Source organism: Hydromonas duriensis, from assembly GCF_004363775.1.
GTDB lineage: Bacteria > Pseudomonadota > Gammaproteobacteria > Burkholderiales > Burkholderiaceae > Hydromonas > Hydromonas duriensis.
In genome coordinates this window covers 32519-58415 of the sequence record NZ_SNZE01000009.1, presented here as the reverse complement: position 1 = coordinate 58415, position 25897 = coordinate 32519, and the positions used below count along the sequence as shown (strand labels likewise).

General features: G+C 47.2%; 25 protein-coding genes and 1 riboswitch. Of the genes, 10 read left to right on the top strand and 15 right to left on the bottom strand.

The window, feature by feature from the left end; translation table 11 throughout:
* Nucleotides 1-9 precede the first annotated feature (9 nt).
* Nucleotides 10-348: an antibiotic biosynthesis monooxygenase family protein gene (locus tag DFR44_RS05705; protein ID WP_133619955.1), complete on the bottom strand. Its 339-nt coding sequence runs from the start codon at nt 346-348 to the stop codon at nt 10-12.
* Between the two features lies 1 nt (nt 349).
* Entirely contained in the window at nt 350-1492 is a 1143-nt protein-coding gene (gene carA / locus DFR44_RS05700) for a glutamine-hydrolyzing carbamoyl-phosphate synthase small subunit (protein ID WP_133619954.1), read from the bottom strand.
* A 333-nt stretch (nt 1493-1825) separates the two neighbouring features.
* Here carA and tal point away from each other — a divergent pair, with 333 nt between their 5' ends.
* The 3 genes from tal (at nt 1826) to DFR44_RS05685 (ending at nt 6883) form a co-directional block, all read left to right on the top strand.
* Complete coding sequence (gene tal, locus DFR44_RS05695) at nt 1826-2764, top strand: transaldolase (protein WP_133619951.1); 939 nt, start codon at nt 1826-1828, stop codon at nt 2762-2764.
* 317 nt (nt 2765-3081) lie between these two features.
* A riboswitch (cobalamin riboswitch) is annotated at nt 3082-3249 on the top strand.
* 118 nt (nt 3250-3367) lie between these two features.
* Nucleotides 3368-4384 (top strand): ribonucleotide-diphosphate reductase subunit beta, encoded by a 1017-nt coding sequence (locus tag DFR44_RS05690; RefSeq protein WP_133619949.1) that lies wholly within the window; start codon nt 3368-3370, stop codon nt 4382-4384.
* 153 nt (nt 4385-4537) lie between these two features.
* Complete coding sequence (locus DFR44_RS05685; RefSeq protein ID WP_133619947.1) at nt 4538-6883, top strand: ribonucleoside-diphosphate reductase subunit alpha; 2346 nt, start codon at nt 4538-4540, stop codon at nt 6881-6883.
* An 83-nt stretch (nt 6884-6966) separates the two neighbouring features.
* Here the strand turns inward: DFR44_RS05685 and DFR44_RS05680 are convergent, their stop codons facing one another.
* Genes DFR44_RS05680 through moaC form a run of 3 tightly spaced genes read right to left on the bottom strand, consistent with a single transcriptional unit; the run spans nt 6967 to nt 10053 of the window.
* Nucleotides 6967-7620, bottom strand: coding sequence for a response regulator (locus tag DFR44_RS05680; protein ID WP_133619945.1), 654 nt, complete (start codon nt 7618-7620; stop codon nt 6967-6969).
* On the bottom strand, nt 7617-9557 hold the full coding sequence (locus tag DFR44_RS05675; protein ID WP_162845177.1) for a histidine kinase: 1941 nt from the start codon (nt 9555-9557) through the stop codon (nt 7617-7619). Before DFR44_RS05675 ends, DFR44_RS05680 begins: the two co-directional genes overlap by 4 nt.
* The gene (gene moaC / locus DFR44_RS05670; protein WP_246012057.1) at nt 9526-10053 is read right to left on the bottom strand and encodes a cyclic pyranopterin monophosphate synthase MoaC; all 528 of its coding nucleotides are present in this window, start codon (nt 10051-10053) and stop codon (nt 9526-9528) included. The genes DFR44_RS05675 and moaC overlap by 32 nt, the downstream gene beginning before the upstream one ends.
* Nucleotides 10054-10300: 247 nt before the next feature.
* On the opposite strand from moaC, the gene DFR44_RS05665 reads away from it, so the two are divergent.
* The 4 genes from DFR44_RS05665 to mog are packed head-to-tail and all read left to right on the top strand — an operon-like array spanning nt 10301 to nt 12870.
* On the top strand, nt 10301-10549 hold the full coding sequence (locus DFR44_RS05665; protein WP_133619941.1) for a MoaD/ThiS family protein: 249 nt from the start codon (nt 10301-10303) through the stop codon (nt 10547-10549).
* A 1-nt stretch (nt 10550) separates the two neighbouring features.
* Nucleotides 10551-11057: a molybdenum cofactor biosynthesis protein MoaE gene (locus DFR44_RS05660; protein WP_133619939.1), complete on the top strand. Its 507-nt coding sequence runs from the start codon at nt 10551-10553 to the stop codon at nt 11055-11057.
* 12 nt (nt 11058-11069) lie between these two features.
* The gene (locus DFR44_RS05655; protein ID WP_133619937.1) at nt 11070-12281 is read left to right on the top strand and encodes a molybdopterin molybdotransferase MoeA; all 1212 of its coding nucleotides are present in this window, start codon (nt 11070-11072) and stop codon (nt 12279-12281) included.
* A 4-nt stretch (nt 12282-12285) separates the two neighbouring features.
* Nucleotides 12286-12870 (top strand): molybdopterin adenylyltransferase, encoded by a 585-nt coding sequence (mog, locus tag DFR44_RS05650; RefSeq protein ID WP_133619935.1) that lies wholly within the window; start codon nt 12286-12288, stop codon nt 12868-12870.
* A 3-nt stretch (nt 12871-12873) separates the two neighbouring features.
* Here the strand turns inward: mog and mgrA are convergent, their stop codons facing one another.
* On the bottom strand, nt 12874-13863 hold the full coding sequence (gene mgrA / locus DFR44_RS05645; RefSeq protein WP_133619933.1) for an L-glyceraldehyde 3-phosphate reductase: 990 nt from the start codon (nt 13861-13863) through the stop codon (nt 12874-12876).
* A gap of 37 nt (nt 13864-13900) precedes the next feature.
* Complete coding sequence (cysS, locus tag DFR44_RS05640; protein WP_133619931.1) at nt 13901-15313, bottom strand: cysteine--tRNA ligase; 1413 nt, start codon at nt 15311-15313, stop codon at nt 13901-13903.
* A gap of 172 nt (nt 15314-15485) precedes the next feature.
* On the opposite strand from cysS, the gene DFR44_RS05635 reads away from it, so the two are divergent.
* The gene (locus DFR44_RS05635) at nt 15486-16055 is read left to right on the top strand and encodes a peptidylprolyl isomerase (RefSeq protein WP_133619929.1); all 570 of its coding nucleotides are present in this window, start codon (nt 15486-15488) and stop codon (nt 16053-16055) included.
* Complete coding sequence (gene crcB, locus DFR44_RS05630) at nt 16052-16447, top strand: fluoride efflux transporter CrcB (RefSeq protein ID WP_211336903.1); 396 nt, start codon at nt 16052-16054, stop codon at nt 16445-16447. Before DFR44_RS05635 ends, crcB begins: the two co-directional genes overlap by 4 nt.
* Before the next feature lie 25 nt (nt 16448-16472).
* On the opposite strand, the gene DFR44_RS05625 is transcribed toward crcB, so the two are convergent.
* The 8 genes from DFR44_RS05625 to tyrS all read right to left on the bottom strand — a co-directional run bounded on the left by DFR44_RS05625 (nt 16473) and on the right by tyrS (nt 23755).
* Complete coding sequence (locus DFR44_RS05625; protein WP_133619927.1) at nt 16473-16673, bottom strand: DUF2788 domain-containing protein; 201 nt, start codon at nt 16671-16673, stop codon at nt 16473-16475.
* A 9-nt stretch (nt 16674-16682) separates the two neighbouring features.
* Nucleotides 16683-17219: a phosphoribosyltransferase gene (locus DFR44_RS05620; protein WP_133620016.1), complete on the bottom strand. Its 537-nt coding sequence runs from the start codon at nt 17217-17219 to the stop codon at nt 16683-16685.
* Nucleotides 17220-17303: 84 nt separating this feature from the next.
* Nucleotides 17304-18629, bottom strand: coding sequence for an adenylosuccinate synthase (locus DFR44_RS05615; RefSeq protein WP_133619925.1), 1326 nt, complete (start codon nt 18627-18629; stop codon nt 17304-17306).
* 62 nt (nt 18630-18691) lie between these two features.
* The gene (locus tag DFR44_RS05610) at nt 18692-19855 is read right to left on the bottom strand and encodes an ATP phosphoribosyltransferase regulatory subunit (protein ID WP_133619923.1); all 1164 of its coding nucleotides are present in this window, start codon (nt 19853-19855) and stop codon (nt 18692-18694) included.
* Nucleotides 19856-19999: 144 nt separating this feature from the next.
* Nucleotides 20000-20848 (bottom strand): alpha/beta hydrolase, encoded by an 849-nt coding sequence (locus DFR44_RS05605; protein WP_162845176.1) that lies wholly within the window; start codon nt 20846-20848, stop codon nt 20000-20002.
* Between the two features lie 29 nt (nt 20849-20877).
* Nucleotides 20878-21342, bottom strand: a complete 465-nt coding sequence (gene dtd / locus DFR44_RS05600; RefSeq protein ID WP_133619919.1) for a D-aminoacyl-tRNA deacylase — start codon at nt 21340-21342, stop codon at nt 20878-20880.
* Entirely contained in the window at nt 21342-22469 is a 1128-nt protein-coding gene (locus DFR44_RS05595) for a DUF4268 domain-containing protein (RefSeq protein WP_133619917.1), read from the bottom strand. The genes dtd and DFR44_RS05595 overlap by 1 nt, the downstream gene beginning before the upstream one ends.
* A gap of 20 nt (nt 22470-22489) precedes the next feature.
* Entirely contained in the window at nt 22490-23755 is a 1266-nt protein-coding gene (gene tyrS / locus DFR44_RS05590) for a tyrosine--tRNA ligase (RefSeq protein WP_133619915.1), read from the bottom strand.
* 544 nt (nt 23756-24299) lie between these two features.
* Here tyrS and DFR44_RS05585 point away from each other — a divergent pair.
* The gene (locus DFR44_RS05585; RefSeq protein ID WP_133619913.1) at nt 24300-25820 is read left to right on the top strand and encodes a peptide MFS transporter; all 1521 of its coding nucleotides are present in this window, start codon (nt 24300-24302) and stop codon (nt 25818-25820) included.
* Nucleotides 25821-25897 lie beyond the last annotated feature (77 nt).

The window sequence follows — 25897 nt, the reverse complement described above, 5'->3', positions numbered from 1 at the left end:
GGTCTCCAATTAAACGTTTGTGGTCGAATGCGTAAAGCCATACGCGCGCTCAACCTTGGCGACACGCGTGATGTATTGCTCGTACCAGCGTTCGCGTCCTGTTTCTTGAGCAATCACGTGCTCGGCATGGTTTTTCCAAGCCGCGATGTCCTGCTCGGACTGCCAATAGGACACCGTGATGCCAAAACCAGCGGCATCACGTACACTTTCCGCACCTAAAAAGCCGTTTTGCTGTTGCGCCAGTTCCACCATTCTGTCAGCCATGGCATCATAGCCTTGAGCATCAGCTGCGAGCTGATTGCTGAATATGACGGCGTAGTAAGGTGGGGGCGGTGTGTGAGCAAACATTTTATTTTTTGCTGCCCATCAAATCAATGAATCGGTCAAATAAATACGCAATGTCATGCGGCCCTGGTGAGGCTTCTGGGTGACCTTGGAAGCTAAAGGCTGGTTTATCGGTGAAAGCCAAGCCTTGCAAGCTGCCATCAAACAACGACACATGCGTGGCGCGAACGTTCGTGGGTAAAGTTGCCTCGTCTGCGGCGAAGCCGTGGTTTTGTGAGGTGATGACCACACGACCGCTGTCTAAGTCTTTCACTGGGTGATTCGCACCATGATGACCAAATTTCATTTTCAAGGTTTTTGCACCAGCGGCCAAGGCCATGATTTGATGCCCTAAACAGATACCGAAAGTCGGGACGTTTTTGTCCAAAAACTCGCGGGTTGCGGCAATGGCGTAATCGCAAGGCTCAGGGTCGCCAGGGCCATTTGACAAAAACACACCATCTGGATTCATGGCCAATACGTCGGCCGCGCTGGTTTGTGCAGGGACAACGGTGATGTCGCAACCGCGCTCGGCCAACATGCGCAAAATATTGTATTTGACGCCAAAATCATACGCGACGACTTTAAATTTGGGTGCGGTTTGTGTGCCATAACCTTGCCCCAATCGCCATTCGGTTTCTGTCCACGAATAGGCGGAGGTCGTCGAAACGACTTTTGCCAAGTCTTGCCCACTCATCCCAGCGAACTCGCTCGCCAGTCGAGTGGCCAAAGCGACGTCGTCTCCAACTAAAATACAACCGCCTTGCGCACCTTTTTCACGCAATACGCGCGTGAGCGCGCGGGTATCGACCCCAGCAATGGCAACGATGTTGTTGGCTTTGAGATAATCAGGCAGGCTTTGCGTCGCGCGAAAATTTGACACCACGGGCGACAGCTCTTTGATGATTAAACCTGCGGCGTAGACTTTATCGGCCTCGATGTCTTCGGAATTAACGCCGACATTGCCAATGTGCGGATAGGTCAGCGTCACCATTTGCCCCGTATACGATGGGTCGGTTAAAATTTCTTGGTAACCTGTCATCGCAGTATTAAACACCACTTCGGCGACAGTATGTCCTTGCGCACCGATGCTGTAACCGTGAAACACTGAACCATCGGCCAACACCAGCACCGCTTTGGGAAATTGATTAGAAAAAATCGGTAACATACTCAAACTCCTTGACCTTTTGGACATACAAACATGATTCGAACTTTTTGATACAAACACACACAACAAACACTGGGCAAAAAAAAACCGCCCCCACATCAATAAAAAAATTTACTGTGCTGGGCGGTTTTCACCTGTTTTTAGTGTCTTTAGTAGCCTGTACATCATCGTATTCGTCGTCTTTATAAAATATATTGCTAAACCGCGTTATTTTAGCAGAAAAAACCCTTATCTCAAAGACTAAGACGTAAATTCACTTAAAATTTAAGATACAATTTCAAAAATTCAAGGTGAGCTTGGCTCGCCACTCACTTTATTTGATTGGAGAAACGCATGAGTACATTAGAGCAACTTAAAGCACTGACCACTGTCGTGGCGGATACAGGCGATTTTCAGGCGATTGCCCAGTTTTTACCTCAAGACGCGACCACCAATCCTTCTTTAATTTTAAAAGCGGTACAAAAACCCGAATATCAGCCTTTGTTTGAGTCTACGGTTAAAACCCATGCGGCTGAATCTGTCGCGGACATTATGGACCATGTTCTGGTGGCTTTTGGTTGCGAAATTTTAAAAACCATTCCTGGTCGTGTGTCATCTGAAGTCGATGCGCGCTTATCATTCGACACCGAAGGTTCGATTGCGCGTGGTCGTCGCATCATCGCTTTATACGAAGCACAAGGGTACAGCCGCGAGCGCATTTTGATTAAAGTCGCGGCCACATGGGAAGGCATTCAAGCGGCTAAAGTGCTTGAACAAGAAGGCATCCACACCAATTTGACGTTAATGTTTAACCTCGCGCAAGCGGTGGCTTGTGCTGATGTGGGCGTGACCTTAATTTCACCTTTTGTCGGTCGCATTTACGATTGGTTCAAAAAGCAAACAGGCATTGAATACGACATGAGCAACGACCCTGGTGTCGCCTCTGTGACGACCATTTATAACTACTACAAAAAATTCGGCATCAAAACCCAAGTAATGGGCGCGAGTTTCCGTAATGTCGGTCAGATTCTCGGCTTGGCGGGTTGTGACTTATTGACGATTAGCCCCGATTTATTGGCAACCATGCAAGCGAGCCATGATGCTGTCAAACCCGCATTAAGCGCGGCTGCGGCACAGAACATGGATATTCAACGACTTGAATTGACACAATCGAGCTTCCGCTTGATGCTCAATAATGATGCGATGGCGTGTGAAAAACTCGCCGAGGGCATTCGTGCATTCTGTGTTGACACCGAAAAGCTGGTGAAATTGATTGAACAAGCACGCGGTTAAACGAACGAGCGACGCATCACTCTAAATTTTGATGAATGGTTTGAGTGAATGTCGTATTTTTATCGAAAAAATGCCAACGCCATGTTGGCATTTTTTTCGTTCAAACAAGTCAATATTTTAATGATTTGACATTTTTTAGATAAAAATTCATGTATGAATCATGTGCTTACCGATTTTTTTACATCCTATTTAGCAGATTTAACTCCTAAATAACGACCAACTGATGACGAACTGAAATCAAAAATAGAATGGATTTGGCACTTTCTACCTGTGCTTTTTTTGTTATCATGACACCCAACACACTGACATCATTTTCTTTTTTTACAACACCATTTGAATTTAATGACATTTAAAATCAAATGGTTAAACAAAAAACTCAGGGAACCATGTGAAATTCATGGACTGTGGCGCAACTGTAAAGTCGGTTTTCAGCACTGTATGCTGTCCGACCCAAGTCAGATACCTGTCAAATGATTATGTGTGCAAGCCTTCGTACCAAAGGCGTGCACATGCCCCCATTCCGCTACGGTGATTTTGAGCGGATATCTTGCATTACTTGCGCATCTTTGGTGAATTTCGGAACACCTTTAACAGGGGTTTACCATGACTAATTACACCATTGAACAGCCATCTTTTTTCAGCGACACTTTTGACCCTTCGGTTGAGCCTATTTTGGCGCACAACCCGCATCGCTTCGTGCTTTTGCCCATACAACATCCTGATTTATGGCAACAATATAAGCAACACAAAGCGAGCTTTTGGACGGCGCAAGAGATTGATTTAGAAAGCGATTTAGCAGACTGGTGGTCTTTGTCTTCGGGTGAGCGGCACTTTATCAGCCATGTATTGGCTTTTTTCGCCGCATCTGATGGCATCGTCAATGAGAATTTGGCGGTTAACTTCATGCAGGAAGTACAAGTGCCCGAAGCGCGTTGTTTTTATGGGTTTCAAGTGGCAATGGAAAATATTCACTCAGAAACATACGCCTTGCTCATCGACACATATATCCAAAAGCAAGACGAAAAAGACTTTTTGTTCAACGCCATTGAAACCATTCCTGCGGTTAAAGAAAAAGCCAATTGGGCTTTGCGCTGGATTGAACAAGGGAATTTTGCTGAACGATTGGTTGCATTTGCAGCGGTTGAGGGCATTTTCTTTAGCGGCAGTTTTTGCGCCTTATTTTGGTTGAAAAAACGCGGCTTGATGCCAGGCTTAACATTCAGCAACGAATTGATTAGCCGCGATGAGGCTTTGCACTGCCAATTTGCTTGCTCCTTGTATCACATGCTCAAGCAACGTTTATCAACCGAAACCATCCACGCGATTATTTCAGATGCCGTCAAAATTGAAAAAAACTTCGTCTGCGAGGCGTTGCCTGTCAGTCTGATTGGCATGAACGCTGAGTTGATGAGCCAATACATTGAGTTTGTGGCCGACCACTGGCTCGCCGCGTTGGGCTACGCCAAGCTGTTCAACACCAAGAATCCGTTTGATTTCATGGAGATGATTTCTCTCGAAGGTAAAACAAACTTCTTTGAAAAACGGGTGGGCGATTATCAAAAAGCGGGGGTTTTGGGCAATAAGAACGACCAAATTTTCTCATTGGAAGAAGATTTTTAAGTCTTTTTAAGTTTTTTGAGTCTTTTTAAAGCTTACAAACGACAAACCCACTGTTTTCATCGCCTCTCGTCCACTCGCTAAATCGAGGTGGTGCGCCCTTGTTGCCGTCACCACCTGAGATTCATAACCGCACATTCATATTTAGGAGCCCCCATGTTCGTTACCAAACGCAGCGGTCAACAAGAGACCGTTCAACTCAATAAAATCACCGCCCGTATCAGCAAACTGTCTGACAACCTGCACCCCATGGTTGAACCGATTGAAGTGGCTAAAAAAGTCATCATGGGCTTGTACGATGGCGTGTCCACCACGGAGCTGGATAATCTGGCGGCTGAAACGGCGGCCAGTATGGCCACGCAACATCCTGATTTCGCACTATTGGCGGCACGGTTAGCGATTAGTCGTTTGCATAAAAACACGTCGGCATCATTTTCAGAAACCATGCAAAAGCTGCATGACAACACGGATGCCCATACAAAAAAACATTCGCCAATTATCACGGATGAGCTGCTCGCAACGGTCAAACAGCACGCCGCATTGCTTGACTCCACTGTAGTATACGAGCGCGACTTTAACTCTGATTATTTTGGTTTTAAAACCTTAGAACACAGTTATTTACTGCGCATCAACGGCGACATCATTGAACGCCCACAACACATGTATATGCGCGTCGCGCTTGGTATTCATGGCGACGACATCAATGCCGCCATCGAAACTTATCACCTGATGTCTGAAGGCTGGTTTACTCACGCCACGCCAACCTTGTTTAATTCGGGCACGCCGCATCCACAAATGAGTTCGTGTTTTTTGCTGACCATGCAAGATGATTCGGTTGAAGGCATTTATAACACCTTAAAACAAACCGCACTCATTTCAAAAAATGCGGGTGGCATTGGTTTATCCATTCACAAAGTCCGCGCCAAGGGCAGTACGATTGCTGGCACGCACGGCACAAGCAACGGCATTGTACCCATGCTCAAAGTGTTTAATGACACCGCGCGCTACATCGACCAAGGCGGTGGCAAGCGCAAAGGCGCGTTTGCGGTTTATCTCGAACCTTGGCACGCCGATGTATTTGACTTTTTGCAATTGAAAAAAAATCATGGTGCAGAAGAATTGCGCGCGCGCGACTTGTTTTACGCCATGTGGATTAATGATTTATTCATGCAACGGGTACAAGCGGACGGCGAATGGAGCTTGTTTTGCCCGCACGAATGCCCAGGATTGGACGAATGCTGGGGCGAGGCTTTTGCAGCGTTGTACACGCGATATGAGTCTGAAGGTAAGGCACGCCGCGTGATTCGTGCGCAAGAATTGTGGTTCGCGATTTTAGAATCTCAAATTGAGACAGGCACGCCATACCTGTTGTACAAAGACCATGCCAACCGCAAGAGCAACCAACAGCATTTGGGCACAATCAAAAGCAGCAATCTATGCACTGAAATCATCCAATACACGTCACCCGACGAAATTGCCGTGTGCAACTTGGCCTCAATTGCCCTCCCAAAGTTCGTTGAGGACAATCAATTCAACCATCAAAAATTGTATGATGTGACGTATCACGCCACCAAAAACCTGAATAAAATCATTGACCGCAATTTGTACCCCGTGCCTGAAGCGCGCCATTCAAACATGCGCCACCGCCCCATTGGCCTCGGTGTACAAGGACTGGCCGACACCTTCATTAAGCTGCGTTTGCCGTTCGATTCTGATGTGGCGCAAACCCTCAACCAGCGTATTTTTGAAACCATGTATTACGCCGCCATGAGCGCATCCATTGACTTGGCCAAAGAACACGACCCTTATGACAGCTACGCGGGTTCGCCATTATCCAAGGGGATTTTGCAATGCGACATGTGGGGACATACGCCGTCGAATACGTGGGATTGGGCTCAATTGCGTCAAAACTTGGCCCAATACGGCGCGCGCAACTCACTGTTACTCGCACCGATGCCGACGGCTTCAACCTCACAAATTCTGGGTAACAACGAATGTTTTGAGCCATACACCAGCAATATTTACACTCGCCGCGTGTTGAGCGGTGAATTTATCATCGTCAACAAACACCTGCTGATTGACCTCGTCAAGCTGGGCTTATGGGATGACGAGATGCGCAACGAGCTCATCCGTGCCAATGGCTCTGTACAAGGCATTGACCGCATTCCAGAATCACTCAAAGCCCTGTACAAAACCGTGTGGGAAATTAAACAAAAAACCCTCATCGACATGGCGGCGGCTCGAGGCGCGTTCATCTGTCAATCGCAGTCTATGAACCTATTCATGGCGCAACCGACCATCGCAAAATTGTCCTCGATGCATTTTTACACATGGCAAAAGGGTCTTAAAACAGGCATCTACTACCTGCGCGCCAAAGCCGCCAGCCAAGCCGTGCAGTTCACTGTCGGTGCTGTCTCAGACAAAAAACCAGCCAAGGAAGAAGAGATTGTTGAAGGCGCTGTCTGTACAATGGAAGAAGGCTGTATCAGCTGTGGTTCTTGATTTTGTAATTAACGTCGTTTAAAAAGAAGTCGGCTCGCTCAAGCCGACTTTTTTCTTAGATTCAAGCGTTCATCGACAAGCGTTTATTTATCCAAACCATGCTCAACCGCGTAAACAGCGGCTTGTACACGACTGCTTAATTCGAGTTTTCGTAGGATGTTTTGCACATGCACTTTTACGGTACTTTCGGCCACATCTAAAGCGCGAGCGATGTGTTTATTGCTCACGCCTCGTGCCAGCCAAATCAATGTTTCTCGTTCACGTGGCGTGAGACTGTCTACTTTTGCCGTTGTTGTGGGTGTGTCTGTAGAGCGTAAGCGTGCGACCAGTTTGGTGGTCATTTCAGGGGAAAGTACGGAGTCACCATCTACGGTTCTGCGTATGGAGTCTAATAAAAAGTCGATATTGATATTTTTTAGCAAGTAACCTCGCGCGCCCGTGCGCATACACTCGGTCAAATCAGTGCCATCTTCTGAGACGGTGAGCATCAGCACCGCCATGTCGGGTTGGGCGGATAAAATTTGTGCGAGAGCGTCTTTACCGTGCATGACGGGCATGTCTAAGTCCAGCAAGATAACGTCTGGTTTAAGCTGAGCCGCTAATTTAACGCCTTCTAGTCCATCTGCAGCTTCACCGACGATTTCAAAATCATCTTGACGCTGTAGTAAACTTCGTAGACCACTGCGGAATAAGGCATGGTCATCAATCAGTAGTAGTTTAATTGTTGCATCACTCATGATAAGACTCTTTCTATTTTGGGCAAAATCAGTTTCACCCGTGTGCCTTGCCCAATTTTGGATTCAAGCGTGACTTGCGCGTGAATCAAATGAGCCCGTTCTTGCATAATGGCGGTGCCAACATGCTGTGTGCGCTTGGTTTTAATTTTTTCTGCGTCAAATCCCTGCCCGTCATCAACGATGGTCATGAGAAAGTCATCTTGATTGTCTATCGTCACATGCACATGTTGCGCTTGCGCATGCTTTCGCACATTTGACAGGGCTTCTTGCAAAATAAAGACGACTTGCAATTGCTGCTGTGGTGAAAGCGGTGAGCCGTCGCCTATGAGGGTGAGATGTGCTTGAACGCTGACTTGTTGTTCAAACCGATTGAGTAGTGTTTGCACGGCTTCTGTGAAGTCTTGCTTCGACAGTCGGGTACGGAAGTTCAGTAGCAACTCGCGTACATCGTCGTAAGATTCTTGCACGCCATTTTTGATAAAACTTAAATTTTCTTTGGCCTCTAACCATGCTTCTTTTTGCATGGCGGCTTCAAGCATTTGAACTTGTAGATTTAAAAATGATAATGATTGTGCAATGGAGTCGTGTAGACCTTGGGCAATTAAGTTGCGCTCTTCAGATACGGCGAACTGTCGGTCTCGCGCAATTAATCGTTGGTTTTCAATCGCCACGCCCACTTGGTCGCACAGCGCGTGAATTAAACGTTTCTGGTTGTTGTCAACCGTGCTCGCGCTGTTAAAATACAAAGCAAGCACGCCCAGTTTTTGGGTGCGAAAGTGAATCGGAAACACCAGTAAATCGACAAAACCCAAACATGAGCATTCAAACTTGAGCGGGATTAAATCAATGTGTTGTGCTTCAGGTTGTGTGTTTAAAATCGATTGTTTTGCCACTTCACCACAATAGCAAGCATCCAACGATGTGCACGTTGTACTGTTAATCATGCTGGGGGGTAAGCCCTCGTGTGCGACATAGTCTAGTTTGCGCCGTGTGGCATCTAATAACCTTATACTGCCTGCGCTTGCGCCCGTGAGCTTCAACATGCGTTCAATGAAACCTCGATTCATTTCGTCGGCCGTTTGGGACTGATGCAAAAAGGCGGTCATTTCGTACAAGTCGCTTGTTTCTTGATTTTTTTGCGCCAATGCTTGGGTTTTTTGGCTGACTTTTCGTTCTAGGTTGTTGTACAAGTCTTGTAAACGCCCTGCCATTTGGTTAAAGCCTTTGGATACGACACCAAACTCATCTTGAGTATGAATGACGACCCTTGAGTTTAAATCACCATCACTTAAACGCTGAATCCCACCACGCAAAGTGTCGAGTGGATGAATGACCAAACGAAATAACAGATAAATGCCTGTCACCGCCGTGACAACGGTCATTGCCAATAGTAGTTTTTGAAACAGGCGCAAAAGTTGAATGCTGACGGTATTGTCATTTTCAATCATTTTCACCAGCGTATTTAAGTCGTTGGCAAATGCGTCTAATGGTTGGCGATTGTTCAAATTGACCGTTTGCCCCTCAACCCGTAGCTGCGCATACCAAGGTAAAATGACTTGCTGCCACTGTTGCTTAAGGTAAGTGACTTGCTGGCTGACCGTGTGATTGTTGGGTAAGAGCTGCTTACCTTGCCCAAAAGTAGATAGGCCATCGAGTACCGCCTCAAACTCACGTTGCTCGTTCTGAAGCTCAAAAGAATCGGGGGCTTGATTGTATAAAAGTGCAATTTGAAAGGTGCGTTTGCGTAAGCTGCCTGCGTTGTTAATCGCCATGCCGCCGTTTTCAAGCTCCCAAGACAATAGCAAAGTATAGCCCGTAAAAACGATGGCGCAAATCAGCCAAACAACAACCGATATCAATAGCCGAGTTGACAAACTTTTTGAACGGGCAACCGATTGAAAAGTCTCAGGATGCGCTGTCTCGAACCCATTTTCCACTTCGACCTCCACTTTTTGCTTGCAACTGAATGTCTTGGATGCGCATGCCTTTATCGACTGCTTTAAGCATGTCATAAATAGTCAACAATCCAACAGACACTCCCGTCAAAGCTTCCATTTCAACGCCCGTCCGTCCGACGGTTTCTGCCGTCACCTCGATGCGCACACTTAAGTTGATTTCATCCAACTCAAATTCAACCGCGACACGCGTCAACGCCAACGGATGACACAATGGGATAAGCTGTGCAGTTTGCTTCGTGCCGCCTATCGCTGCAATACGGGCAATGCCCAAGACATCTCCTTTTTTATTGACGTTGGGTTGCAAATGCTCAAATGCCCGCGCCGACATATAGATAGCACCTGTCGCCACCGCGATGCGGTGAGTGCTGTGCTTGTCTCCAACATCAACCATATGCGCCTGCCCCATTGAGTCAAAATGGGTTAAAGTATCAGTGTCGACCATGCGTGGGTCTGGGTGTTTGATGTGTTCAGTCATGAGTTTTAATCCAGTCTGCCATGTGTTTGATTGGTTTGATGTGCTTGCTGAGAGGTTCGTGCAACTTCGTACAATTCATGGCATAAAATGTGCCGTTGTACATTAACATGCGAAGAGAAATGCGTCCATTATCACTTTGGGGGATGGGAAAACAGTGATACTGCTATAAAATCAATCAAGTCACATTATAACTGCCCTCATGCACCGCACTCACTTAACGATCCCTCTCAACTATAAAACAGATACCATGATACACATTCGATACTTTGGACAACTGGCTGACCAACTTAACGTCGCGACAGAAGATGTGCCTTGGTCTGGCGGTACGACAGATGATTTATTGCAACTGCTGCGCCAGCGCGGTGAGCCTTGGGCTTCTGTTTTACAAACGAGTAAAATTTTTAAAATCGCAGTCAATCGTCAACTCACGCACACGACAACCGACATCGTCGATGGTGCGGACATTGGCATTTTACCTCCCGTAACAGGTGGCTGATATGGTTCCAGCTTTTTGGCGTGACATCCGCATTCAAACCGAAGCTTTCGATTTAGGCGAAGAGGAGCGCGAACTTCGTCAATATGCCCACGATGCGGGTGCTTTGGTGGCTTTTCAAGGCATGGTGCGTGAATTTGACTACGAAGAGGATGCCAAGCGCGTGGACTATTTGTTTTTAGAGCACTATCCAGAGGTGACCGAAAACGAAATGGCTCGAATCATTGATGAAGCCAGCAACCGTTGGACATTGAGTGGCGTGCGCGTGATTCACCGCGTGGGCGAATTACGCGCCACAGATGTCATCGTGTTGGTGTTGATCTGTTCGCGTCACCGCAAGGACGCGTTCGCGGCCGCAGAATTCATCATGGATTATTTAAAAACGCAAGCCCCCTTTTGGAAGCGTGAACATTTAGCGAACGGTGAACAACACTGGGTTGAAGCCAAAGCCAACGACACACAAGCCTTACAAAAGTGGCAAAATAGCATTTCAACCACACACCGAGATTGACACTTTTCAACCATGCTTGATTACCAAACCGCCTTAACTCAACTGCTCTCCACCTTAGAATTGCGTCGCCCATCCATTCAAAGCACGCCTTTGCATCAAGCACAAGGTCGAGTGTTGGCGCATGACATCAAGGCTCAATACGACAGCCCCGTCTTTGATAACAGCGCAATGGATGGCTATGCCTTACACCTTGGCCACTCGCACTCGAACAATACTTTTGAGCTGACAGGGCGCATTGCTGCGGGCGATGACGCATCCGCCCATGAACTGTTGTGTGGACAAGCTATTCGTATTTTTACAGGCGCACCTTTACCTGCAGGCGCAAACGCCGTCGTGCCCCAAGAATCTGCTCAAGTTGAGCACAACCAGCTCAAATGCGAGCCTCAACTTGGTCAACATATCCGCCGTCGCGGCGAGGATATTCAAGCGGGTGATTTATTATTAGCCGCAGGGCAAATCCTCAATCCTGCGGCCATTGGCTTGGCGGCCAGCCAAGGCTACGCTGAATTGCCCGTGTACGCGCCCCTTAGCGTCACTGTGTTTTCCAGCGGTAATGAGTTACAAGAACCACACAACAACGCATTGGCGGCAGGGGCTATTTTTGATGCCAATCGTTATCAATTATTGGCATGGCTGCATCAATTGGGCTGCCACGTGGTCGATGGCGAAATTTTACCTGACCAACGCGATGAGACCGAGAAACGACTACACGATGCGGCCAACAATACGGATGTGATTTTAACCAGCGGCGGGGTCTCGGTCGGTGAAGAAGACCATTTAAAAGCCAGCCTTGAGGCGATTGGTGTGTTGCAACAATGGAAGCTGTTGATTAAACCAGGGAAGCCTTTCGCATGGGGCAGCATCCAAACAAGTACGCGCATGAGCACCGTCATGATGTTGCCTGGTAACCCTGTCGCCACTTTTGTCACATTTAAAATGCTGGTTGAACCTGCTTTGCGCGTATTAAGTGGCACTTCAACGCACAAGGCTCAACCCGCGCATTTAAAAGCACAAGCGAGTTTCAGCTTACACAAAACCGAGATGCGCAGGGAGTTTTTGCGTGGGGTCATGCGCTGCGATGAGCACGGTGTGCTGCATGTCGAAAAATTAAGCAACCAAGGGTCACACATGCTGTCGGCGTGTGCCGTCGCCAATGCTTTGATTGAGATTCCACCCAACACCACAGTGAATGCAGGTGATGTTTTAACGATTTATCCTTTGTGAACATATGAATAATATCAATACGTTACAACCCATCAAAATTGGCTTGATTTCCACCTCAGACCGCGCCAGTTCTGGCGTATATGTAGACGAAGGCTTACCCGCTTTACGGGATTGGCTCACCCGCGCATTAAAAAACCCGATTGAGTGGGTTGAACAATTGATTCCAGATGTGCAAGCGCTCATCGAACAAACATTGATTGAAATGTGCGACCAGCATCAATGCACATTGGTTTTAACCACGGGTGGAACAGGGCCAGCGCCGCGAGATGTCACGCCCGATGCGACCTTAGCCGTGGCGCATCGCGTCATGCCTGGTTTTGGCGAGCAAATGCGTCAAATCAGCTTGTATTATGTGCCGACTGCTATCCTATCGCGCCAAGTCGGTGTGATTCGCGGCACATCATTGATTTTAAATTTGCCTGGTCGACCCAAGGCCATTGCGGAAACACTGGGGGGCGTGAAAAACGATACTGGTGAGATAAAGGTACATGGGATTTTTGCCGCTGTACCTTATTGCATCGAGTTGATGGGCGGGCCTTACTTGGACACGCATGAGCACGTTGTCAAAGCATTTAGACCCAAAAAATAAACGTTAAGCCAAAATTTGCTCAATCACAGCCAACTCATCCACGCTGAAATTCAATTGATTCAAACTCGCTAACGATTCTTTTAATTGCTGGGCGCTGCTTGCACCGACCAGCACTGAGGTCACGCGCTCATCTTTGAGTAACCATGCCAAAGCCATTTGAGCCAAACTTTGACCACGCTGCTGCGCGACTTCGTGGAGTTGCTTGATTTTTGTCAAAAGCTCGGGGGTGATGTGTTCAGTTTTTAAAAAACCATGCGCTTTGGAGGCACGCGAGCCTTCAGGCACGCCATTTAAATATTTATTCGTCAACAAACCTTGAGCCAAAGGCGAAAACGGAATACAACCCACACCTTTTTCAGCCAATACATCCAGTAAGCCATCTTCCACCCAGCGGTCAACCATCGAGTAACGTGGTTGATGAATCAGACAGGGCGTGCCCAGTTGATTCAATATGTCCATCGCTTGCGCCGCCAATTCTGCGGGATAATTGGATAAACCAACATACAAGGCTTTACCTTGACGCACCATTAAATCGAGTGTGGCCATGGTCTCATACAAGGGCGTATCAGGGTCTGGGCGATGATGATAAAAAATATCAACATAATCCAAACCCATGCGTTTCAGGCTTTGATTCAGGCTGGCCACCAAATATTTTTTACTTCCCCAATCACCATAAGGCCCCTCCCACATGGTGTAACCCGCTTTTGAAGAAATAATCAACTCATCGCGATACGGCGCAAAATCGCGCTTCATCAAAGCGCCAAAATTTTCCTCCGCCGAACCCGCTGGCGGCCCGTAATTGTTTGCCAAATCAAAATGCGTCACGCCATAATCAAAGGCGGTTCGCAATGTGTCGCGATAGTGTTCAAAGGTGTCGACGCCGCCAAAGTTATGCCACAAGCCCAAGGACACCATAGGCAATTTCAAACCACTGTTACCACAGCGGCGGTATTGCATCTGTTGATAACGACTGGCACTGGCTTGATAACTCATCGGTCTCCTCCTTTTTTTTATTGGCTTAATGTCGTGACTACGCGCGACGCCACTCCGTCACACCACCTGCTTTGTCTTCAATGACAACTCCCATAGCGGTTAATTCGGCACGAATGGCATCAGCGGCTGCGAAATTTTTCTCAGCTTTGGCTGCTTGACGCTGTTCAATCAGTTGCTCAATCTTCGCAATCTCATCATCATTAGAACCTGCTTGTAAAAAGGCTTTTGGTTCGCGTTGCAACAACCCCAATACGCCCGCAAGGGCTTTGAGTTGACGCGCCATTTGCTCGTTTTTATCGGTATTCACAATCGTAGCTAAATCAAATAATTCGGCAATCGCTAATGGGGTATTAAAATCATCGTCCATCGCCGTTTTGAACGCAACGGCATGCGCTTCATCCCAATCAACCTGAACATCACCCAAATCAAAATCTTTCAACGCCATATACAAACGAGTCAATGCCGCTTGCGCATCGTTCAAATGCTCGTCGGAATAATTTAAAGGGCTGCGATAATGGGGACGAATGACAAAGAAGCGCACCACTTCGGCATCGTACTGTTTCAAAATATCACGGATGGTGAAAAAATTACCGAGCGATTTGCTCATTTTTTCATTGTCAACGCGCACAAAACCATTGTGCATCCAGTAATTCACAAATTGTTTGCGTTCGTCGTGAGTGTGCCCACAGCTCACCGCACCATTCATCGCCCCCTCTGATTGAGCGATTTCGTTTTCATGATGGGGAAATTGCAAATCCATGCCGCCGCCATGAATGTCGAAGGTATCGCCAAGCAAAGCGCCACTCATTGCCGAGCATTCAATGTGCCAACCTGGGCGACCCGAACCCCATTTGGAGTCCCATTTTGTATCCGCAGGTTCGGTGTCTTTGGCTCGCTTCCACAACACAAAGTCCAACGGGTCTTGTTTATCGCTGACCACGGCGACACGTTCGCCCGCCTGTAGTTCATCTAAACTTTTACCTGACAACTTGCCATAACCATCAAACTTGCGTACAGAAAAATTAACATCGCCATCTGTTGCTTGATAGGCCAAGCCGTTTTGTTCTAATTTTTCGATGATATTCAACATCTGCGGCACGTATTCAGTTGCGCGCGGTTCATGGTTTGGACGTTCAATGCCTAACGCATCACAATCTTCATACATGGCCGCAATGAAACGTTCGGTTAAAGCACGAATCGTTTCATTATTCTCTTGAGCACGCTTAATGATTTTGTCGTCTATATCAGTGATGTTACGCACATAAGTCACTTTATAATTCGATGTCTTGAGCCAACGCTGTACCACATCAAAGACCAACAACATACGCGCATGCCCTAAATGACAGTAGTCATAAACGGTAATGCCACACACGTACATGCGCACTTCTTGTGGCGTAATCGGTTTAAAAACTTGCTTTGCGCGGTATAGGGTATTGTAAATGCGTAACATAATTCACCAAAAATAAACAAAAATTCACTCCTGCGCACAACCGAACATAAAGGCGGGTAAAATATCCGCCATGCAAGACCGTGCACTCGACTCAAGCAGCTTTGCAGTATAACATTGCCGAGTACCTGCCGTCTCGCCTCCCACACAACATCCCCCTTTTCAAAGAGGCTCTATGTCATTTAAAACCATCTTTCGTCACTCGGCTTTGGCCGCACTCCTCATCGCATCAGTGCAAGCCCACGCTCAAACCGCCCTCATCTCGACATCAGAAGGCGACATCACGGTAGAACTAAACGCCAAAGCCGCACCCATCACAGTGAAAAACTTCGTGACCACCGCTCAAGAAGGCTACTACACAGGCACAATTTTTCACCGCGTCATTGACAACTTTATGATTCAAGGTGGTGGCTTCACGGCAGATATGCAAGAGAAAACCAAACGGCCTTCTATTATCAATGAAGCAGACAATGGTTTGAAAAATGACCGATACACCATCGCCATGGCACGCACGATGGAACCTCACTCAGCCTCATCACAGTTTTTCATCAACACAAAAGACAATGATTTTCTTAATCACTCAGCGAAATCAATGCAAGGCTGGGGATACGCAGTGTTTGGCAAGGTCACAAAAGGTTTTGATGTGGTGAACAAAATCAGTAAGTCATATACCAAAACGGTCGGACCTTACGCCGATGTCCCCATCAAACCAATCGTGATTAAATCAGTCACCATCACCCCATGATGAATAACTGGTCATCTATTCTCTTAGTTGCCTTTGGAGGGGCTATAGGCTCGGTGTCGCGTTACAAACTCTCTGGTTTCATCACGCAACATTACATCCAGAATGCCTTCCCCGTAGGAACCTTTATCGTCAACCTTTTAGGTTGTATGATGATTGGTATCTTGGCGGGGTTGGGCGAGCGTTATCAATGGCTGACCAGCGATTTACGCCTGCTGCTCATCACAGGCGTTTTGGGGGGCTTCACCACCTTCTCCGCTTTTAGTTTAGAAACGTTCATGCTGCTTCGACGCGGCGAGTGGCTGCTGGCTACAGGTTACGTAGGCTTGAGCGTGGTGTTGGGTATGTTATTGCTTTGGATGGGTTTTATTTGCGCTAATCAATTGTTTCGATAGCTCAAAGAAGCGACCGCAAGGGTTGTCACTTTTCAAGCAACAAAGACAAAATCCCTTTAACCAAAAATCCCACCACGCCCATCACCAAGCCAACCAGCAGAATGATGGTGCCGAAGCGACCTGCTTTGCTGTCTTTTGCCAATTTAAATACAATAAACACCATCAGCGCGCATAAACCGCCAACACCGATGAAAAAGCCGTATTCTGAAAATTGCGCTTCGGTCATGAGCTTCTCTTATTTTTGTGCATCTTTTTTCAACCAAGCCGCGAGCATGTGCGGTTGTAAAGCATCATAGGCTTCAAATGGTTGGTGAATCCACGGGCTGTTATCGAGCAAATCGACGCAGTAGTCTGGCTCTTGTTTCGCCCATCCTTTGCGCCACAATACAGCGGAGCGCACTTCTTTAACCGCTGGGTAAAAGTCTTGCAAATGCGCTTTAACTTCAGCCAAGGTCACGCCCGTGTCAATCAAATCATCGACCAATAAAATACGCCCTGCCAGTTCGCCTTGGGTCATGGTGATGTTTTTAGCGATGTCCAATGCGCCTTGCTTCGTGCCAATCGCTTCGCGATAGGAACTGGTGGATAAAACCGCGAGGGGTTTATCGAAAATACGGCACAATACATTGCCCGCGACCAAGCCGCCGCGTGCTAAACACAGCACAACATCAAAATCCCATTTGGACTCATACACTTGTAGGGCCAAACGCTCAATCATGCGATGGTAGCCTTGCCAATCGACATACAAATCTGTTTCTGTGGTTTCTTGCATGATGTCACCTGTGTGATATAAAAAGAGAGCTATTGTACTAAAAAACCCCAGTGCATTGCTGGGGTTTTGTTTCATGAAAGTGATTTAACGATTCTCGCCAGACATCATAATCGTGTGCACACGGTCGGGGCCAGTGGATACGATGTCAATCGGGATGCCACAGACTTCTTCGATGCGGCGTAAGTACGCTTGTGCGTTTTTGGGGAGTCCGTCCCAAGTGGTGACGCCAAATGTCGACTCACTCCAGCCTGCGAATGTTTCATAAATCGGCTCACAACGCGCGACTTCATCTGCACCGCGTGGCAATAAGTCACGCTTTTCACCATCAACCATGTAACCGACACACAATTTAACTTCAGGCAGTCCATCAAGCACATCCAGCTTCATCATCGCCAAGCCTGATACGCCATTGATTTGAATCGAGCGGCGCAAGGCAGCGGCATCAAACCAGCCGCAACGACGTGCACGCCCCGTGACTGAGCCGTACTCTTTACCAACATCCGCCATGTGTTTGCCGTTGGCATCGTTCATGCCCTCAGCGTTGTACAATTCTGTTGGGAAAGGGCCTGAGCCTACGCGCGTGCAGTACGCTTTGGTGATACCCAAAATATACGACAGTTTATTCGGGCCAACACCTGCGCCCGCCGCCGCTGCACCTGCAACGCAATTACTGCTGGTCACAAAAGGGTATGTGCCGTGGTCAACATCAAGTAACGTGCCTTGTGCGCCTTCAAACAGTAAACGACCGCCTTTGGCTTGTACATCGAACAGCTTGGCTGACACATCGGTCACCATTGGCTTTAAGCGTTCGGCGTAAGACATGGCTTCATCGTAGGTTTTTTGATAGTCCACGGCTTGCGCACCCAAAAACTGGGTCAATACGAAGTTGTGGTATTCCAAGGTTTCTTTCAACTTTGCCGCAAAAATTGCGGGGCTGAATAAATCTTGCACGCGTAAGGCGCGGCGAGCCACTTTATCCTCGTAAGCAGGGCCAATACCGCGACCCGTTGTGCCAATTTTTGCGTCACCGCGTTTGGCTTCGCGGGCTTGGTCGAGTGCGATGTGGTAAGGGAGAATCAATGTGCACGCATCAGAAATAAATAAGCGGCTGGATACGTCTACGCCTGCCTGTTCGAGTTCACCAATTTCTTTGAATAAAGCCTCGGGTGACAATACAACCCCGTTACCAATAAAGCATGGCAGCCCAGGGTGCATGATGCCCGATGGAATCAAGCGCAAGATGGTTTTTTGACCGTTGATGATTAAAGTGTGACCTGCATTGTGTCCGCCTTGAAAACGCACGACACCTTGGATGCTTTCACTTAACCAGTCGATGATTTTACCCTTGCCTTCATCGCCCCATTGTGTACCAATCACGACGACATTGCCTTGTTGATGCGTTGCTAACATATTGAAAACCCTACAATAATAAAAAATCCATAACGAGTCACACACGTCTTTCGACGTTGCTTCTACTTTGCTTTAATGGGCTGAACCACCCACTGCCCTGCGTCCAAAACCAACTCTCGGTCGCATACAAACTCATCTTCTTCATGCTGATGTTGTTCTGTCAATTGAATCACCACCTCACCCGCTGCACGCAATGATTCAACCGCCTTGCGCAAGTCTGGGGTCATTATCCACGGCGCGGCAATCGCTGTACTGGGCGCGGCACAAGGCAACAATTCCGTCACTTCACGCAAATCCAACGAGAAGCCCGTTGCAGGACGCGCACGCCCAAAACGCTCGCCAATATGGTCATAACGACCACCACGCGCGATGGCATTGGGCATGCCTGTACAATACGCCGTGAACATCACGCCCGTGTGATAGTCATATCCTGTTAAATCCGCGAGGTCAAATTGCAATGCACCGCTGTCATCCAATGTGGCCAAAGTTTGTAACTCATCCAGTGCTTTACTGATTTCTGCGTACGGGGGCAAACTGGTGCGCGCCCGTTCGAGCACTTCGACGCCGCCGTACAAGTCCACCAAAGCCAATAAGGCCGAGCCGACTTCTTCATCGCACGCACGGGTTAACGTATGCAAAGCGGCCGTATCTTTCGCTTGTAAAGCACTGTAAACAGCGTCTTTGTCATATTGCAGTTGTGGAGCGCGAGCCAGCAGCGCACGTACGATTTGAGCATGTGACACGTCCAAACGCACGCCTGGTAATTGGCAAAAACGCAAGGACGCCAGCAATAACGATTGAATTTCGGCATCCGCCTCTAAGCCTGAATGCCCATACACTTCCGCACCGATATGCATCGGTTCGCGCGAGGTCAACAAGCCTGCCGCACGCGCATGAAAAACGCTGCCAAAATAACACAGTCGCGCTACACCTGAACGGTTCAACAAATGTGCATCAATTCGTGCCACCTGCGGTGTCATATCAGCACGAATCGCCAAGGTTTTACCCGTCACCGCATCCGCCCATTTGACCGTTCGCAAATCCAAGTCGTCATCGGTATCGTCCAACAGCGCATCGGTGTACTCCACCAACGGCGGCATGACCAACTCATAACCGTGACGACGATATAAATCAAGCAAACCTCGACGCAAAGCCTCTAATGTGCGCGCTTGGCGCGGCAACACATCGGCCAACTGATCGGGTAAAACCCAAGCGTTTTTATTCATTCAAATCTCTTTATCAACAACGGTTTTTGAGGCGTAAGGGATTCAACCCGCCAAACGTCGCCCAATAAAAAACACGCCCTTGAAAAGGCGTGTTGTGCGAGCCAAAAGTAAAAACCACTTTTGCTCCTGCTTTTCCCCATCATTTTACGGGAATTTTGTTACAAATTCACGTTTTTTTAGCCAAGTCGCTAAATCGCTCAAAATCTGGCTGCGCATCGGCTCGCTTTCGCTAAACAACTCATGATAACCCGCATCATAACGCTTGATTTGAACGTGAGGCTGCGTCAACAGGGCGGCTAAATCATCCGAGCCTGACGCATCAACAATATAATCATCCCCCGCATACATCAGCAAAGTGGGCATGGTAAACACCGACACTTTGGCACGCACCTCATCTCCACCGATGCGCATAAAGTTGGCTAGGCGCGGACTGAGTTTTTTGTGCACCAATGAATCCCTGCGATACGCCACTCCTACTGTTGCATCATGCGACAATTTATCAGTATCTACGGCTGGTACGCTTAACGGGGCATTTGGAAACAACGCCATGCCAACCTTTAACAATATTTTTTGAAGCCAGTTGATGTGCAAACGCATGGCAGGTGAGGAGAAAACCAAAGCCGCGGGTTTTAAGCCTTTTTGCGTCACCGCTAAAGCTGCCGTCAAGCCACCCATACTGTGCGCCACGATGGTTGGCTTTTGCACGGTCATCTCTTCAACATAACGAAACACATCCATCAAGTCGTTTACCAGCGCCTCATGGCTTGGAATCACGCCACGAGTGCCTTCCGATACACCATGACCGCGTGCGTCGTATGCCCAAACATCAAACCCCAACTGTTGCAAAAAAGCGACCACATGCGAATACCGCCCAACATGCTCCGAAAAACCATGTACAAGCAATAACGAGGGGCGAGACTTAACGTCATTTGTTTCTTCACAATGATAGTGATACAGCGTGATTTTTAAACCATCGCGCATGGTTAAACTCATCTTTTGCCTGTCCATAGCCCCTTGCCTCTCTAAGTATCTGGTGCAACGTGCAACCAAAATGTCACGGGCCCATCATTGACCAACGACACTTGCATATCAGCGGCGAATACGCCTGTTTGTACATCCTCATGCACTTGCCGCGCTTGCTGAACCCAGTACTCGTACAAAGTTTTCGCCACTTCTGGTGCAGCTGCGGGTGTAAAGCTGGCGCGTGTACCACTCTTGGTGTCAGCCGCCAATGTAAACTGCGAGACCACCAGCAAACCGCCTTGAGCCCCTGCGCCATCAATGTTTTGCACACTGCGATTCATTTTACCCGCTTCATCACTGAACACACGATAGGCGAGAACCTTTTTGAGTAGTTTATCGCCTGTCTGCGCGGTGTCGTTTTTTTCAGCACACAAAAAAACCAGTAAACCCGCATCAATCGCTCCAACGACTTGGCGGTCCACTTCAACAGAGGCGCGTTTGACGCGTTGGATGAGGGCAATCACTATTCACGCTCTCTTAGCAACTGACTGACGCTAGGTAGCAATGGTTTAATTGCTATTTCCAATCGCTGAACATGAGAAATCAACCAGTTTATTATTTCACCCCAATTGTCTGGGTTATGTCCATCTACATCAAAAGCATATTGAACCCTAGAAGAAATTCTGTCGTCCATACGTTTCCAAACCAATGGTGCGCCAAAACGTTGCTCAATTTCACTCTTGTGCTCAAATAAAGAATCGAAAACCTGTTTATTTTCCTCAGTGTTTCGCCTAACCATATTCCACTCGACGCGAACTTGTTTGTGTCCAAAAATCAAAGTATAAACACATCCGCTTATACCAGAACCAGCAGAAAGCCAATGATCATGGCTTGGACTGATATTGTTATATAAAGCGCAGTTACTTTTCTTAAACGACTCCAATATTTTTTCCCAAAAAGCGTAACGAACATTGTGCCGCTTTTTAAGTGTGACCTCGACATTTTTCTCTTCTGCTTCTTTCTTAGATAACCCAATCATCAACTCTTTAGTTTCAGGCGTAGGAACAATCTGTTCAATATTCAGTAAAATATTTTCATTTAAAGCATACGGTGTCACTTTAAAACAGGCAACGTCAATCCCTTTTTCAAGCAACCATAACGCAGTACTTGTGACCTCCCTGCGAAACTTAGCCGCGACTAAAATGATGCGCTGGTTGTTTCCTACATTAATTTTAAGTTCATCAATATCTGGCACATCCAAAAACTCACACAAAGACTGTTGAGCATCAACATCAGTATGATGACGGTTTAAATATTTTTGATAAACATCGATGATGTCTTGCTTTGAGGATGAAGAAAAGTAAGAGGCATACTTTAATGCCTGCCAAACAACATCCCTACCACTATCGTCCAGCTTATTTTCAATAATGACTAAATTACCGTCTTTATCAACCGCTAAAAGATCCAATCGCTCACGTGTTTCATCAAAACCATCAAATTCTTTTTGAATAATCAACAGCTCTTCGCCCAAAGCACTAGGCTGATGAGCCAACCACTCCTGTAAATGATTTCTCTCTGTAAAGCCCAACTCATTAAAACTTTTCATCGTCAATGGTTCGATACGATTGCTTTTACCGTTAATTTGATACAAAGTTTTCCTCCCTATTGTCTTTATGACTCAGAAACCGTTACCTTAGCAAAGCGTCGCTTGCCCACTTGCACCACATACTCGCCCGCGGGCAAGCGCACGGTTTTGTCTTTGACCGCTTCACCGTCGATTTTGCAACCGCCTTGTTCTATCGCGCGAATGCCTTCCGATGAGCTGGCGACCAGTCCAGCGGCTTTGAGCAATGCACCGAGCGGCAAGCCATCGGTTGGTACGCTCACGGTGACCGATTCAATGTCGTCGGGAATGCCGCCTTTAGCGCGGTGATTAAAGGCTTCGAGGGCTTTTTCAGCGTCGTCTTGCGAGTGAAAGCGGGCAACGATTTCTTGCGCGAGCAGCACTTTAATATCGCGCGGATTACGTCCATCCGCGACTTCTTTTTTGAACTGGGCTATCTCTTCCAATGAAACAAACGAGAGCAGGTCATACCATGTCCACATCATCTCGTCGGAAATGCTCATGACTTTACCAAGCATGTCGTTCGGGGCTTCGGTGATGCCGATGTAATTGTTTTTCGACTTCGACATTTTGTCCACGCCATCCAAACCAACCAATAAAGGCATGGTTAAAATACATTGTGGCTCTTGGTCATATTCTTTTTGCAAGGCGCGTCCAACCAACAAGTTGAACTTTTGGTCTGTACCGCCGAGTTCAAGGTCGGATTTGAGCGCAACGGAGTCGTATCCTTGCATCAACGGGTACAAGAACTCATGCACCGAAATCGGTACGCCGCCGTTGTAGCGCTTGGTAAAGTCGTCACGCTCAAGCATTTGCGCTACGGTGTAACGCGAAGCGAGCTGAATCATGCCTCGCGCGCCCAAGGGGTCACACCATTCGCTGTTGTAACGAATTTCGGTTTTTTGCGGGTCGAGAATCAGTGCGGCTTGGTTGTAATAGGTTTCGGCATTGACCTTAATTTGCTCTGGAGTAAGCGGCGGGCGCGTGGCATTGCGTCCAGACGGGTCGCCAATCATGGATGTAAAGTCACCAATCAAGAAAATCACGGTGTGCCCTAAATCTTGTAATTGACGCAATTTGTTTAATACAACCGTGTGCCCCAAGTGAATGTCTGGTGCTGTCGGGTCTAAACCCAGCTTAATTCGCAGCGGTACACCTGTCGCCTCGCTTTTCGCTAATTTTTGCATCCAATCGCTTTCTACCAACAGTTCGTCACACCCGCGCTTGGTCACGGCAAGCGCGTGCCGAACGCTATCGGTGATGGGGTAGGTTTTTGTTTTTTCATTTAAGGTTGGGGTATGTGTTGTATTCATGAATCTTTTATCTTCATTTATCAATTTGTTAGACCGTTTCCGATACCTATGAATGGGCATGAGAAAACGCGTTGAACGTACAAGCGAGAAGTCTCGGCGACTGTTCACATTTGTTATAGCGCATCATTGTACCCAGTCCAACGATGATTTCACAAGTTTAAGGCGTGCCTAAGCACTGTTATTCGCTCTTGATGTGCTATGACGTTTTACACCTAGCCCATGAATTGAGAGCCATCAAAGCGAGCCAATGTGACTAAATTTATTTTTTTGTATTTATTGTATGTTTTTCTTTAGCAATAGGGTGTCTCATTCTTATTGCAAACACAGAAAAATTATTGCGCTATTTATTTCTAGGAGTAGAATAAGCCCCTGTCAAAAACACATAAAAACCTATTTTTTTTGGCGTCCTTTATATCACTTTTATATTTAAGCGTAGACAACAAGTAAGAAATAAAGGCAAGAAACAAAAAATTAAATATTTATTTTTTTAAGAAACAAAAATCGTCTTTCCATTACTTTTTCAAAGCTCACAAAAGGAGACATCATGAGTACAACTTCACGATACCCAGCAGGACTCGGGTCATTGTTTTTTGCAGAAATGTGGGAACGTTTCAGCTATTACGGCATGCGTGCGATTTTAGTCCTCTTCCTAGTAGACCAAGTCACGCACGGCGGCATGGGACTAGAAAAAGGTGAGGCCGCTGCAATTTATGGCTTATACACAGCTGGCGTTTATATTTTGGCTCTGCCAGGCGGCTGGGTTGCTGACCGTTTTTGGGGTGCAAAAAAATCCATCATTGTGGGTGGTGCCATCATCATGTTGGGGCACATTTTGCTCGCGGTTTCATCTGATGTCCGCAGCATCTTCTTCTTCGGTTTGTTTTGTATCGCGGTGGGTACAGGGCTTTTAAAACCAAACATTTCAAGCATTGTCGGTAGCTTGTATGACAAAAATGACATCGGCGGTCGCGATGCAGGTTTTTCACTCTTTTACATGGGCATCAATTTGGGCGCGATACTGGGCGGCTTTGTTGTTGGCTACTTGGGTGAGTCCATCAACTGGCACTTGGGCTTTGGTACAGCAGCCGTTGCCATGTTCTTAGGTTTAGTTAACTTCATTTACGCCAACAACCGTTCTCTGGCTGGTAAAGGTGAGAAGCCTACTCGTAACCCCACAGCGGCGTTACTGGCTCAACCGCCAACCAACAAAGGCTTGACAGTGGCAATTACATTGACTTTTGCGGGTTTGGTTGGCGTGTTAGCAGCAACCAAACAAATTGACTTATTCAGCGCAGTTGGCTTGGCAAAGGCTATGGGGGTATTGATTGTCGGCGTGGCAATTGCCTTTTTCTTGAACATTTTCTTAGCAGGCGGTTTAACTGCCGATGAAAAAAAACGCATGGTGGTGTTGGCGGTGTTGTTCTTTGGAGCGGCTCTGTTTTGGTCAGGTTTTGAACAAGCAGGTTCTTCATTGAGCATTTTTGCCAGCGACATGACCCAACGTCAATTTGGTGACGCGGTGATTCCTGCCTCATGGTTCCAAAACCTCAATCCGTTTTTTATCTTGGTCTTAACACCTTTTGTTGCAAAATTTTGGATTACCTTACAAAACAAAGGTGTCAATATTTCAGTCTTTACCAAATTCGGTATTGCCCTCATCATGTTGGGTTTGGGTTACTTGATTCTCGTTCCTGCGGCAAAAATTGGTCTGACAGGTGTAAAAGTATCGGTCTTGTTTTTAACCGCTACGTTCTTTATTCACACAATTGCTGAACTTTTACTGAGCCCTGTGGGTTTGAGTACATTTTCGCGCCTTGCACCAGAACGCTTCACCAGCCAATTGATGGGTTTTTGGTTTGTGGCCGCCTCGCTTGGTAACTTGATGGCAGGTCTTTTGGCTGCAGGGATGGATACTGAAAGTCCAACAGGTTTACCTGATGCATTTACTCAGATGTGTATGACCAGTGTCGCTTTTGGTGTGGCATTATTGTTATTGGCAAAACCCATCACCAAATGGGCATTGAATGGTAAAGAAATGTTGGAAGAAAGCTCTACTTCTCATTAATCCATAACACTCAGGAGCATTTTTTCTCTTGAGTGCGTTTATCAAATGGTGAGTGACTGATAAAGTCATTCACCATT

What these genes read in the sequence shown, in the direction of transcription:
- DFR44_RS05705 (WP_133619955.1), bottom strand. Translation starts at nt 348, where the DNA reads ATGTTTGCTCACACACCGCCCCCACCTTACTACGCCGTCATATTCAGC.
- carA (WP_133619954.1), bottom strand. Translation starts at nt 1,492, where the DNA reads ATGTTACCGATTTTTTCTAATCAATTTCCCAAAGCGGTGCTGGTGTTG.
- tal (WP_133619951.1), top strand. Translation starts at nt 1,826, where the DNA reads ATGAGTACATTAGAGCAACTTAAAGCACTGACCACTGTCGTGGCGGAT.
- DFR44_RS05690 (WP_133619949.1), top strand. Translation starts at nt 3,368, where the DNA reads ATGACTAATTACACCATTGAACAGCCATCTTTTTTCAGCGACACTTTT.
- DFR44_RS05685 (WP_133619947.1), top strand. Translation starts at nt 4,538, where the DNA reads ATGTTCGTTACCAAACGCAGCGGTCAACAAGAGACCGTTCAACTCAAT.
- DFR44_RS05680 (WP_133619945.1), bottom strand. Translation starts at nt 7,620, where the DNA reads ATGAGTGATGCAACAATTAAACTACTACTGATTGATGACCATGCCTTA.
- moaC (WP_246012057.1), bottom strand. Translation starts at nt 10,053, where the DNA reads ATGACTGAACACATCAAACACCCAGACCCACGCATGGTCGACACTGAT.
- DFR44_RS05665 (WP_133619941.1), top strand. Translation starts at nt 10,301, where the DNA reads ATGATACACATTCGATACTTTGGACAACTGGCTGACCAACTTAACGTC.
- DFR44_RS05660 (WP_133619939.1), top strand. Translation starts at nt 10,551, where the DNA reads ATGGTTCCAGCTTTTTGGCGTGACATCCGCATTCAAACCGAAGCTTTC.
- DFR44_RS05655 (WP_133619937.1), top strand. Translation starts at nt 11,070, where the DNA reads ATGCTTGATTACCAAACCGCCTTAACTCAACTGCTCTCCACCTTAGAA.
- mog (WP_133619935.1), top strand. Translation starts at nt 12,286, where the DNA reads ATGAATAATATCAATACGTTACAACCCATCAAAATTGGCTTGATTTCC.
- mgrA (WP_133619933.1), bottom strand. Translation starts at nt 13,863, where the DNA reads ATGAGTTATCAAGCCAGTGCCAGTCGTTATCAACAGATGCAATACCGC.
- cysS (WP_133619931.1), bottom strand. Translation starts at nt 15,313, where the DNA reads ATGTTACGCATTTACAATACCCTATACCGCGCAAAGCAAGTTTTTAAA.
- DFR44_RS05635 (WP_133619929.1), top strand. Translation starts at nt 15,486, where the DNA reads ATGTCATTTAAAACCATCTTTCGTCACTCGGCTTTGGCCGCACTCCTC.
- crcB (WP_211336903.1), top strand. Translation starts at nt 16,052, where the DNA reads ATGATGAATAACTGGTCATCTATTCTCTTAGTTGCCTTTGGAGGGGCT.
- DFR44_RS05625 (WP_133619927.1), bottom strand. Translation starts at nt 16,673, where the DNA reads ATGACCGAAGCGCAATTTTCAGAATACGGCTTTTTCATCGGTGTTGGC.
- DFR44_RS05620 (WP_133620016.1), bottom strand. Translation starts at nt 17,219, where the DNA reads ATGCAAGAAACCACAGAAACAGATTTGTATGTCGATTGGCAAGGCTAC.
- DFR44_RS05615 (WP_133619925.1), bottom strand. Translation starts at nt 18,629, where the DNA reads ATGTTAGCAACGCATCAACAAGGCAATGTCGTCGTGATTGGTACACAA.
- DFR44_RS05610 (WP_133619923.1), bottom strand. Translation starts at nt 19,855, where the DNA reads ATGAATAAAAACGCTTGGGTTTTACCCGATCAGTTGGCCGATGTGTTG.
- DFR44_RS05605 (WP_162845176.1), bottom strand. Translation starts at nt 20,848, where the DNA reads ATGAGTTTAACCATGCGCGATGGTTTAAAAATCACGCTGTATCACTAT.
- tyrS (WP_133619915.1), bottom strand. Translation starts at nt 23,755, where the DNA reads ATGAATACAACACATACCCCAACCTTAAATGAAAAAACAAAAACCTAC.
- DFR44_RS05585 (WP_133619913.1), top strand. Translation starts at nt 24,300, where the DNA reads ATGAGTACAACTTCACGATACCCAGCAGGACTCGGGTCATTGTTTTTT.